Raw genomic sequence first — 10008 nt, 5'->3', positions numbered from 1 at the left:
AACGGCGCCACGGCGCTGGTCGGTCCGATGCGATAGGCCATGAAGATGAAGAAATGGCCGAAGATCAGGAAAAATCCGGCGCCGGCCATCAGCAGCAGGTGATGTGCCCCGGGCATGACCCAACGCTCGGAAACCAGATGCGCGGCGCCGGCGCCGATCAGCACCACCACGACGGCGGAGATCGCCACGATCATCCCCGGCACCTCGGCCGCGACCCGCCGGCCGGCAAGGTCGCGCGCCGCCGCAAATGTGGCATTGCCGAGCGCCAGCAAGGCGTAGACCGAAATGCCTTGCATGGTCGGCTGCGCCACCATCAGCGCTCCAACGAAGCCGAGCCCGATCAGCGCCATGCGCCGGCCGCCGATCCGCTCGCCAAACAGGATCGAGGAGCCGACCAGCATCAAGAGCGGCGTGATCTGTCCGAGCGCGGTAGAATCGGCGATCTGCATGTTGGCGAGCGCGACGACATAGCAAAGGATCGCCGCCAGCTCGAGCATGTTCCGGCTCAGTACGCGCTTGTCGAAGATCAGCGGGATCTGCTTGCCGTAGCCCAGCGCGAACAACAGCGGGAAGCCCCAGAGGGCTGCCGCGGCACCGCGCAGAAACAACACTTCGTAGGACGGCAGGCCTGCTGTCGCGAGCTTCATCATCGTGTCGTTGACGAGATACGACCCCGTCGAGACGATCATGAACAGCGGGCCGCGGATAGAGGCAGGGATGAAATGCATCCGGCCACAAGATCAGAGGCGGGTGGTGGCGGCAAGAGGTGCCAATGGGGCAGCGCCGCTCAGCAACGCCACCAATTCGCTCTGACGGCCGGTGCCGGTCTTGTAGAAGACGCGCTCAAGGTAGGTACGGGCGGTTTTGACCGTGATCCCGTGGTCAAGTGCCGCCGCTTTCAGCGGACGGCCGGATACCAGCGATGCGGCAAGCTTTGCCTCGGCCGGAGACAGATCGAAGAGCGCGCTCAGAATTTGCGGCGACGGCTCTTGGTTGCCCATGCGGATCGACGCTGCAACGACAAGGATGTTTGCACCTGCGAATATGTCCCTTGCCGATCGGCGAAGCGGCAACACATGCAGGACGACAGCGGGTTGATCGATCGTCTGGCGAACGGGAATGGACCTGACGATTGGCACGATGGCAGCCGAAGTGCTCCTGACTGCCTCCTGGAACAGCAAATCGGCTTTCGGATCGCCGATTGCCAAGCCGTCATACGCCAGCGGCTGAAAAATGGACGGCAACGCATCGAACAGTCCGTTGGTGGCAACCACCTGTCCGCCGGCCGACATGACTGCGGCAGGAAGCCCAACGCTCTGCAGGGCCGATACGGTGGCCAACGCCCGCTCCAGGCCAAGCCTTGCCGCAACAAGCCCGGCGCGGGCAAGATGCGGGCGAAGGACGTTGAGCGAGGCGATGGAGGTTGGGTCATGCGGACCGTCCTGCAGACGACGCTCCACACTGTAGATCACGACCTCGCCATTGGTCATCGGTATGACCATGCCGGTTTGCCAGCCCAATCCGTACCTGATCAATTCGTGTCTCATCGGATCGGTTTCCAATTCGTCCGGACTGAAGAGTTCGACGTCGCGAAGAAACCCATCGACACTAGGCTTCCAGCGCAACGGACGATCGTTGTTTCGCCACGCGTCGGAAGAGAATTCAATCAGCGCATCCATAATCGATGCCGATGCCGCAAACCGCGGCGGATGAGCCTCGCTGGCGACCAGCAAGGCGCCGCCTACCGATCCCGACATCGTGCTCAAGCCGTCAAGCACCACCGGCCACAGCTCTGGCACGAATGCGGCTTCGTAGATTCGGTCGATCAGATCTTCCATGAAAGTTGCCCCTCAATCGGCACGGGAACGAACGATCCGCCCAGCCATCGCGCTAGCGATATGAATGACCTGTATCGGCTGAGCAAACCAGATATTCGCCATATCGACAAGCGCCCGATCCTCGGCTTCGGATCCAGTATGCAACGCCCATTCCATTTGACGGTTCGCCTTCCTATATCTGCGTCTCATCCCGCAATCGGATCGATGGTTCGGACTGAGTGAGACGGCACCCGGCCAAAAGACGCTTGTGTTTTTTGGCCTTTGTCGCTAATCGCCCCGCATTCGACTGAACTGAAGGTCTTCGACCGAACTGAAGATCCGGGCCGTCCAAGGAAAGAGACAATGGCCAAAGGTAAATTCGAGCGTAACAAGCCTCACGTGAACATCGGCACGATTGGCCACGTCGACCATGGCAAGACGTCGCTGACGGCGGCGATCACCAAGTATTTTGGCGAATACAAGCGCTACGACCAGATCGACGCCGCCCCTGAGGAAAAGGCGCGCGGCATCACGATCTCGACGGCGCACGTCGAATACGAGACGGCTGCCCGCCACTATGCTCACGTCGACTGCCCCGGCCACGCCGACTATGTGAAGAACATGATCACCGGTGCCGCGCAGATGGACGGCGCGATCCTGGTCGTGTCGGCTGCCGACGGCCCGATGCCGCAGACCCGCGAGCACATCCTGCTGGCCCGTCAGGTCGGCGTGCCGTCGATCGTGGTGTTCCTGAACAAGGTCGACCAGGTCGACGACGCCGAGCTGCTCGAACTGGTCGAGCTCGAGGTTCGCGAGCTTCTGACCAAGAACGAGTTCCCCGGCGACGACATTCCGATCGTCAAGGGTTCGGCTCTGGCTGCGCTGGAAGATTCCGACAAGAAGATCGGTGAAGACGCGATCCGCGAGCTGATGGCTGCGGTCGATGCCTACATTCCGACGCCGGTTCGTCCGCTCGACAAGCCGTTCCTGATGCCGATCGAAGACGTGTTCTCGATCTCGGGCCGCGGCACGGTCGTGACCGGCCGCGTCGAGCGCGGCGTGGTCAAGGTCGGCGAGGAGCTGGAGATCATCGGCATCCGTCCGACGACCAAGACGACCTGCACGGGCGTCGAGATGTTCCGCAAGCTGCTCGATCAGGGCCAGGCCGGCGACAACATCGGCGCGCTGCTGCGCGGCGTTGATCGTGAAGGTGTCGAGCGCGGCCAGGTTCTGGCCAAGCCGGGCACGGTGAAGCCGCACAAGAAGTTCGTGGCCGAAGCCTACATCCTGACCAAGGATGAAGGTGGCCGTCACACGCCGTTCTTCACCAACTACCGTCCGCAGTTCTACTTCCGCACGACCGACGTGACCGGCATCGTGTCGCTGCCGGAAGGCACCGAAATGGTGATGCCGGGCGACAACATCACGGTCGATGTCGAGCTGATCGTGCCGATCGCCATGGAAGAGAAGCTGCGCTTCGCTATCCGTGAAGGCGGCCGCACCGTCGGTGCCGGCATCGTCGTCACCATCAAGGAATAATCGAGCCCGGCATTCGCCGGATCGACAAGAAAAGGGCGGTCTTCGGGCCGCCCTTTTCTTTTGCGAGGCTATCGGTTGCGGCCCAGTCGGCCGAACCCTGTTGCAAGGCTCCGGGCCTCGACTAGTATAGGTTGCATCGAGGGGCTTTTTTCAAATGGTTCCAAGGCGGTTTTTCCATCGTCGGGCATTGTGGCCGCTGGCTCTGACCTGGCTGCTCGCATTGCTTGCCGCAGGCCCGGGAGCCTTTGCGGCGGATGCGGCGCCGGATCTTGGGCCGACGATGCGGTTCGGCATCGTTCGCAGCAACGCACCGGGGTGCGAGCCGATCTGCCCGGAATGGATATCGGCCGAGGGCTCGATAGAAGCCGGCACGCCGGCACTCTTCAAACGCATGCTGAAGACGCTTGGTGGGCGGAAACTGCCTGTTGTCGTCGATTCTCCCGGCGGCAATGTCGAGGCGGCGCTGACGCTTGGCCGGCTGATCCGCAAGAACAAGTTCGATATCGCCATCGGCAAGACGGTGTTTTCCAGCTGCCAGCCCGATGCGAAGGGCTGCCAGGGCCGTGACGCCCGCTACTTCGGCGATGTCATCGACTATGGCGCCATGTGCAATTCCGCCTGTCCTCTGATGTTTGCCGGCGGTATCAGGCGGGTGGCCGGCGAATGGGCCTATCTCGGCGTCCATCAGATCACCACGACCTACATCCGTACGAAATTGCAATACCGGACCACCTATCGCGTCGTGGGAGGCAAGAAGAAGATCCTCAACACAAAGATCGTCAGCCGCAAGAACGCCGGCAGCTACAAGACCTACGAGATGAGCAAGGCGGTTGAGAAAAAGCTGGCGGCCTACCTGAAACAGATGGGCATCGAACAAAGCATGCTCGAAACGATGAAGGGCACCCCGGCCAGCGAAATCCACCAGATCGCCCTCGACGACATGCTGGCGATGAAGCTGGTCACCAGCACGGACGCTGTAGGCGTGTTGACCGCGGCAAGCCTGTGCGAGCCCGGTCGCCTGGCCGCGAATTGCCGGGAAATGCCGGGGAACAAGCCTGACGGCCTGACGGCGACCGCGGATAAGTCTGCTCCGCCGGCGATCGAACCCGAGGCGGCGCGGCGCGATGAGGACATGCGCTTCGTTGTCGTTCGCGGCACCAATCCACTCTGCAATCCAGACTGCCCGGAATGGATTTCGGCGGAAGGTGCGATCACCCCCCGGACCCCGCAGAAGCTGCGCCAATTGCTCGCCATGCTTGGCAAACGGCAACTGCCTGTCGTGATCAGTTCGAGGGGAGGCGACCTGCTCAGCGCCCTGGCGGCAGGACGGCTTATCCATGAAAAGAAGCTCGACGTCGCCGTTGGCCGCACCGATTTCGTCGGCTGTGACCCAGGGGCGTGGAATTGCCTGGCCAAAGAGGGCGCCTATGCCGGGCTGAGCATCGATGCCGGCGTGGAGTGCGATTCGGCCTGCGCGCTGATGCTTGCCGGCGGCATCAGGCGGTTTGTCGGTCCCCAGGCGCGGCTTAGCCTTTACCCGATGGGGCAAAAGCAGATGGTCAAGGCCTATCTCGAGGAGATGGCGATCGGTCCCGCCCTGTTCGCAGCGATCGAGCGGCGCTCGGTCGAGCGCCGGCTGGAACCCGGCATGATGCTGAAGGTCGGCCTGACGACCGGCCTGCAATCGGTCGACGCGCTGACCGGTGCCACCATTTGCGAGGCGGTGCCAAGACCCGAGAATTGCCGGATCCGGCCTTCCGCCAATGCCGAGGCTGATGCGCCGGCCAAATTGTAGTGTGCGGCGGAGCCGGAAACCGGGCATGAGGCAGCTTGAGCCGCTTCCGATTGTTCCGCTATCGTCGCTGCTGGCGGCGCCAGGCAGGCGGAGGATCGATGCCGGCCTGGGTTGGGGCGTGCCGGGCGGCCCCTATAAGCCACCGGTACGAAACCATGATCGGCACGAAACGTATCGGGCGCAGGCATCCGGAATAACGCCACAATAGGGCGGAATGCTGCACTGGCCTGCAACCGTGAACGGTCCCGAGATGCTGATCGCCCATCTTCCAAGTGGCTATATTCTCGGAACGTTCATGCGCAGGCAGTGGCCTGGCAGCCCGGCTATCGTCGGGGCCGCCATAGTCGGCAGTGTCATCCCCGATATCGATATGCTGTATTTCCATTTCATCGACGGCGGACGCACCCGCCATCACTCCTATATGACGCATTGGCCGCTGTTCTGGGCGGCCGCAGGGGCGCTGTCGTTGCTATTCGTCAGCTGGCGCGCCCGCTCGTATCTGGCAGCCACGGCTGCCTTCTTTGCCGCCGCCATGCTGCATATGGTCCTCGATACGCTGGCGTCGCCGATATTGTGGCTGATGCCATTCGATCGGCGGGCGTTCGAACTCGTCACTGTACCGGCGGACTTCAGCAATTGGGTGCTCAGCTTTTTGCTGCACTGGACGTTCGCATGCGAACTCCTGATATGCGGCTGGGCGCTTTGGCTTGCACGCGGGCGACCGCAGCCTGCCACGAATGCCGCTTGAGGACGCTCCACATCGAAGAGGGCAGGCGACGTCTCTCTCAATCACGCCACCGCGCGCTGGCGACTTCAGGCCGGAGCTTGGGATCGACCCGGATGGCCTTGTCGGGATTAAGGCGCGTTTGCTTGCAAACCGCTCTTTACAGAGCGTGCGGAAGCTTTTAGGAAGCGCCTTCTGCGCCGACATGCGCACGATACGGGCATAGCTCAGTTGGTAGAGCGGCGGTCTCCAAAACCGCAGGTCGTAGGTTCGAGCCCTGCTGCCCGTGCCATTTCTTGGAATGGCATTCAACGCAATGTTTCGCCGTTTCGAAATGGCGTTTCAAAGCGATATTTCCATGCTCTGGCCTTTGAAAATCGGCGACCCGCTTGCCATATAGGGTCGATTGGGGCATAAGAGCGCCATAGCCGGGACGGAACGACTGGATGGTTCCGAGGCGGTGTTTGGTCATAAAGCGGAGACTTGCCACTTGCGTGGATCAAGAATCGGTTTTATGTAGACGAAACAGACACGCGACGCGTGGAGCTGGGAAACCGGCTTTACGCGTCTGATTTGCATGGGCGAAATGATTGCGCTGATTCGGCGCGAGATTGGGCTCAGGCGGCACGTCCCGGCCAGCGGGATCATCCAGGAGACCCGGCCAACGGGTCTTGAAGACAGAGCGGCATATGGCTTCGAAAACCACAAATCCTTTCGTCTTTCTCCAGCAGGTTCGCGCGGAGACCGCCAAGGTGACTTGGCCGTCGCGACGCGAAACGATGATCTCGACGGTGATGGTTCTGGCCTTCGCAGTGATCGCGATGATCTTTTTCTTCACCGCCGATCAGCTCATGGGCCTTGCGGTCGAACAGATTCTGGGCATCGGACGCTAAGTCCGGCGATTACGGAGAAGTCTTGAAATGACCGCGCGCTGGTACATCGTCCACGCTTATTCGAACTTTGAAAAGAAGGTCGCCGAGGATATCGAGAACAAGGCCAAGCAGAAGGGCCTGTCCGCCGACATCCACCAGATCGTGGTTCCGACCGAGAAGGTCGTCGAAGTTCGCCGCGGCCGCAAGGTCGATGCCGAGCGCAAGTTCTTCCCGGGCTATGTGCTGCTGAAGGCCAATTTGACCGACGCCGTGTTCTCGCTGGTCAAGAACACACCGAAGGTCACCGGCTTCCTGGGCGACTCCAAGCCGGTGCCGATCACCGAGGCGGAAGCCCAGCGCATCCTGAACCAGGTGCAGGAAGGCGTCGAGCGGCCCAAGCCCTCGGTCACGTTCGAGATCGGCGAAGCGATCCGCGTTTCGGATGGTCCGTTCGCGTCGTTCAACGGTTTCGTCCAGGAAGTGGACGAGGAGCGGGCGCGGCTCAAGGTGGAAGTTTCGATCTTCGGGCGCGCCGTGCCGGTCGATCTGGAATTCGGACAGGTCGAAAAGGGCTGATCCGAAATCCCTGACGCCGGTTTGGCGATCAGGGGAGGCGGCGCGGAAGCGCGCGGCCTGAGACGGTGGGAGGCGAGTGCGGCTTTAGCCGGCTGCGCGAACCGCACCACCAGACTGCAACCGCCGGCATGACCGGCATAGACAAAGGCAGGAAAAGAGATGGCTAAGAAAATTGCAGGCCAGCTCAAGCTCCAGGTGAAAGCGGGATCGGCGACGCCGTCTCCCCCGATCGGCCCGGCGCTTGGTCAGCGTGGCATCAACATCATGGAATTCTGCAAGGCGTTCAACGCGCAGACCCAGGAAATGGAAAAGGGATCGCCGGTTCCGGTCGTCATCACCTACTATCAGGACAAGTCCTTCACCTTCGTCATGAAGACGGCGCCGGTGAGCTACTTCCTGAAGAAGGCGGCGAACCTGACGTCCGGTTCCAAGGAGCCGGGCAAGGTCAAGGCCGGTACGGTTTCGCGTGACAAGGTCCGCGAGATTGCCACCGCGAAGATGAAAGACCTGAACGCAAACGACGTCGAAGCGGCCATGCGCATGGTCGAGGGCTCCGCCCGCTCGATGGGTCTGGAAGTGGTGGGCTAAGATCATGGCAAAGATTGCAAAGCGCGTATCGAAGACCCGCGAAGGCATCGATCCCAACAAGGCTTATGCCCTGGGCGATGCGCTGAAGCTGCTCAAGGACCGTTCCTCGGTGAAGTTCGATGAGACCATCGAAGTCGCCATGAACCTCGGCGTCGACCCGCGCCATGCCGACCAGATGGTCCGCGGCGTGGTCAACCTGCCGAACGGCACCGGCCGCTCGGTGCGTGTCGCCGTGTTCGCCCGTGGCGACAAGGCCGACGAAGCGCGCGCCGCCGGCGCCGACATCGTCGGTGCCGAGGATCTGGTCGACATCGTCCAGAAGGGCACGATCGATTTTGATCGCTGCATCGCCACGCCGGACATGATGCCGCTCGTCGGTCGTCTGGGCAAAGTGCTCGGCCCGCGCGGCATGATGCCGAACCCGAAGGTCGGCACCGTCACCACCGACGTTGCCGCCGCCGTCAAGGCATCCAAGGGCGGCGCCGTCGAGTTCCGTGTCGAGAAGGCTGGCATCGTCCATGCCGGCGTCGGCAAGGTGTCGTTCGACGTCAAGGCCCTGGAAGAGAACATCCGCGCCTTCGCCGATGCGGTGACCAAGGCAAAGCCGACTGGCGCCAAGGGCAACTACGTCAAGAAGGTGTCGGTCACCTCGACGATGGGCCCGGGCCTCAAGCTCGACGTCGCGACGCTCAACGCGTCCTGATAAGTTTTGATCGAGATCGGCCGGTAAACGGCTGATCTGCAAAGAATTCCGGGCCTCCGACCTAGTTGGCGGCCCGGTACCGGAAGCCGAGAGGTTTCCGGACATCCTGTCCGAGATTGCAGGCGGCCCAGAAGCCTTAATTCGATTTGGGCCTGCATGAGACGGGTGAAGACCGGACAACGGAGCGATTGCTCCAATGAAAGGTTCGAACCGTGTTTGCCTTTTGTCTGCGCATCGCCGGCTTGACCGTCGATGTGGCGAAAGGGGGCAGGATCCTCGAGCGTCGTTCGGGAGATCCGTTACTGGATGGCCCGGCCGACAAAAGGCAACCCGACGCCTGTCCTCGTCAATGGGATGTTCCCGTTAACAGGATTGGGGTCAACTGGAGATAGGCAGTGGACAGAGCGGAAAAACGCGAACTCGTCACGGGCCTGAACGGTGCGTTCTCGAACGCAGGTTCAGTGGTCGTGGCCCACTACGCCGGTATCACCGTCGCGCAAATGAACGACCTTCGGTCGAAAATGCGCGCCGCCGGTGGCACCGTCAAAGTCGCGAAGAACCGTCTCGCCAAAATCGCTCTTCAGGGCACGGACTCCGCATCGATCATCGAGCTGTTCAAGGGACAGACGCTGATTGCTTATTCGGAGGATCCGATTGCGGCGCCGAAGGTCGCGTCCGATTTCGCCAAGGGAAATGACAAGCTCGTCATTCTCGGCGGCGCAATGGGCACCACCTCGCTCAATGCCGACGGTGTGAAGGCACTCGCCACACTTCCGTCGCTCGATGAGCTGCGCGCCAGGCTGGTTGGCATGATCGCCACGCCGGCAACCCGGATCGCCCAGATCGTCAATGCGCCAGCGGCCTCGGTCGCGCGCGTCATCGGCGCTTACGCCCGGAAGGACGAGGCGGCATGAGGCCGTTCCTCGCTATCACAAACACACGTTCGAACCTTATGAAGGAACACAACAATGGCTGATCTCGCAAAGATCGTAGACGACCTTTCGAAGCTGACCGTCCTCGAGGCGGCCGAGCTGTCGAAGCTTCTGGAAGAAAAGTGGGGCGTTTCCGCCGCTGCTCCGGTGGCTGTTGCCGCCGCTGGCGGTGGTGCGGCCGCTGCTGCTCCGGTCGAGGAAAAGACGGAATTCGACGTCGTCCTCACCGAGGCAGGCGCTCAGAAGATCAACGTCATCAAGGAAGTCCGCGCCATCACCGGTCTTGGCCTCAAGGAAGCCAAGGATCTGGTCGAAGCGGCTCCGAAGCCGGTCAAGGAAGGCGTTTCCAAGGCCGACGCTGACAAGTTCAAGGCCCAGCTGGAAGCAGCCGGCGCCAAGGTCGACCTGAAGTAATCGTGAAAGCGGCGGGCGGCCTCGCGCCCTCCGCCACTCCCCTCGCCC

The 10008-nt window shown here is 61.8% G+C and carries 11 protein-coding genes and 1 tRNA gene; 10 read left to right on the top strand and 2 right to left on the bottom strand.

Features of this window, described 5'->3' with window-relative positions:
* Both EN984_RS10535 and EN984_RS10530 read right to left on the bottom strand, forming a co-directional pair.
* On the bottom strand, positions 1-728 hold a 728-nt coding region (locus tag EN984_RS10535; RefSeq protein WP_164765432.1), incomplete at its 3' end, for a DMT family transporter.
* Between the two features lie 12 nt (positions 729-740).
* Positions 741-1838 carry a helix-turn-helix transcriptional regulator gene (locus EN984_RS10530; protein ID WP_127327964.1) on the bottom strand — a complete coding sequence of 366 codons (1098 nt, stop codon included), beginning with the start codon at positions 1836-1838 and terminating at the stop codon, positions 741-743.
* A 342-nt stretch (positions 1839-2180) separates the two neighbouring features.
* Between EN984_RS10530 and tuf the strand changes: the two genes are divergently transcribed.
* The 10 genes from tuf (at position 2181) to rplL (ending at position 9960) form a co-directional block, all read left to right on the top strand.
* Entirely contained in the window at positions 2181-3356 is a 1176-nt protein-coding gene (gene tuf / locus EN984_RS10525) for an elongation factor Tu (protein WP_095090666.1), read from the top strand.
* Positions 3357-3510: 154 nt separating this feature from the next.
* Complete coding sequence (locus tag EN984_RS10520) at positions 3511-5151, top strand: hypothetical protein (protein ID WP_127268200.1); 1641 nt, start codon at positions 3511-3513, stop codon at positions 5149-5151.
* Positions 5152-5401: 250 nt separating this feature from the next.
* A complete protein-coding gene (locus EN984_RS10515; RefSeq protein WP_127268201.1) occupies positions 5402-5899 on the top strand; it encodes a metal-dependent hydrolase in 498 nt (165 codons plus the stop codon).
* 192 nt (positions 5900-6091) lie between these two features.
* Positions 6092-6167, top strand: a tRNA-Trp gene (locus EN984_RS10510).
* Between the two features lie 397 nt (positions 6168-6564).
* Positions 6565-6768, top strand: coding sequence for a preprotein translocase subunit SecE (secE, locus tag EN984_RS10505; protein ID WP_013531408.1), 204 nt, complete (start codon positions 6565-6567; stop codon positions 6766-6768).
* A gap of 27 nt (positions 6769-6795) precedes the next feature.
* Positions 6796-7323, top strand: coding sequence for a transcription termination/antitermination protein NusG (nusG, locus tag EN984_RS10500; protein WP_013531409.1), 528 nt, complete (start codon positions 6796-6798; stop codon positions 7321-7323).
* Positions 7324-7482: 159 nt separating this feature from the next.
* Positions 7483-7911, top strand: a complete 429-nt coding sequence (rplK, locus tag EN984_RS10495; protein WP_013531410.1) for a 50S ribosomal protein L11 — start codon at positions 7483-7485, stop codon at positions 7909-7911.
* 4 nt (positions 7912-7915) lie between these two features.
* On the top strand, positions 7916-8614 hold the full coding sequence (gene rplA, locus EN984_RS10490; protein WP_013531411.1) for a 50S ribosomal protein L1: 699 nt from the start codon (positions 7916-7918) through the stop codon (positions 8612-8614).
* 395 nt (positions 8615-9009) lie between these two features.
* Positions 9010-9528, top strand: coding sequence for a 50S ribosomal protein L10 (rplJ, locus tag EN984_RS10485; protein ID WP_013531412.1), 519 nt, complete (start codon positions 9010-9012; stop codon positions 9526-9528).
* A 54-nt stretch (positions 9529-9582) separates the two neighbouring features.
* Positions 9583-9960, top strand: a complete 378-nt coding sequence (gene rplL / locus EN984_RS10480) for a 50S ribosomal protein L7/L12 (protein ID WP_023762907.1) — start codon at positions 9583-9585, stop codon at positions 9958-9960.
* The last annotated feature ends 48 nt before the right edge of the window (positions 9961-10008 follow it).

This window comes from Mesorhizobium sp. M7A.F.Ca.CA.004.12.1.1 (genome assembly GCF_003997835.1).
GTDB lineage: Bacteria > Pseudomonadota > Alphaproteobacteria > Rhizobiales > Rhizobiaceae > Mesorhizobium.
The sequence above is the reverse complement of the archived record's forward strand: the minus strand, read 5'-3'. Positions and strand labels throughout refer to the sequence as shown.

What these genes read in the sequence shown, in the direction of transcription:
- nusG (WP_013531409.1), top strand. Translation starts at nt 6,796, where the DNA reads ATGACCGCGCGCTGGTACATCGTCCACGCTTATTCGAACTTTGAAAAG.
- rplA (WP_013531411.1), top strand. Translation starts at nt 7,916, where the DNA reads ATGGCAAAGATTGCAAAGCGCGTATCGAAGACCCGCGAAGGCATCGAT.
- EN984_RS10515 (WP_127268201.1), top strand. Translation starts at nt 5,402, where the DNA reads ATGCTGATCGCCCATCTTCCAAGTGGCTATATTCTCGGAACGTTCATG.
- secE (WP_013531408.1), top strand. Translation starts at nt 6,565, where the DNA reads ATGGCTTCGAAAACCACAAATCCTTTCGTCTTTCTCCAGCAGGTTCGC.
- EN984_RS10530 (WP_127327964.1), bottom strand. Translation starts at nt 1,838, where the DNA reads ATGGAAGATCTGATCGACCGAATCTACGAAGCCGCATTCGTGCCAGAG.
- EN984_RS10520 (WP_127268200.1), top strand. Translation starts at nt 3,511, where the DNA reads ATGGTTCCAAGGCGGTTTTTCCATCGTCGGGCATTGTGGCCGCTGGCT.
- tuf (WP_095090666.1), top strand. Translation starts at nt 2,181, where the DNA reads ATGGCCAAAGGTAAATTCGAGCGTAACAAGCCTCACGTGAACATCGGC.
- rplL (WP_023762907.1), top strand. Translation starts at nt 9,583, where the DNA reads ATGGCTGATCTCGCAAAGATCGTAGACGACCTTTCGAAGCTGACCGTC.
- rplK (WP_013531410.1), top strand. Translation starts at nt 7,483, where the DNA reads ATGGCTAAGAAAATTGCAGGCCAGCTCAAGCTCCAGGTGAAAGCGGGA.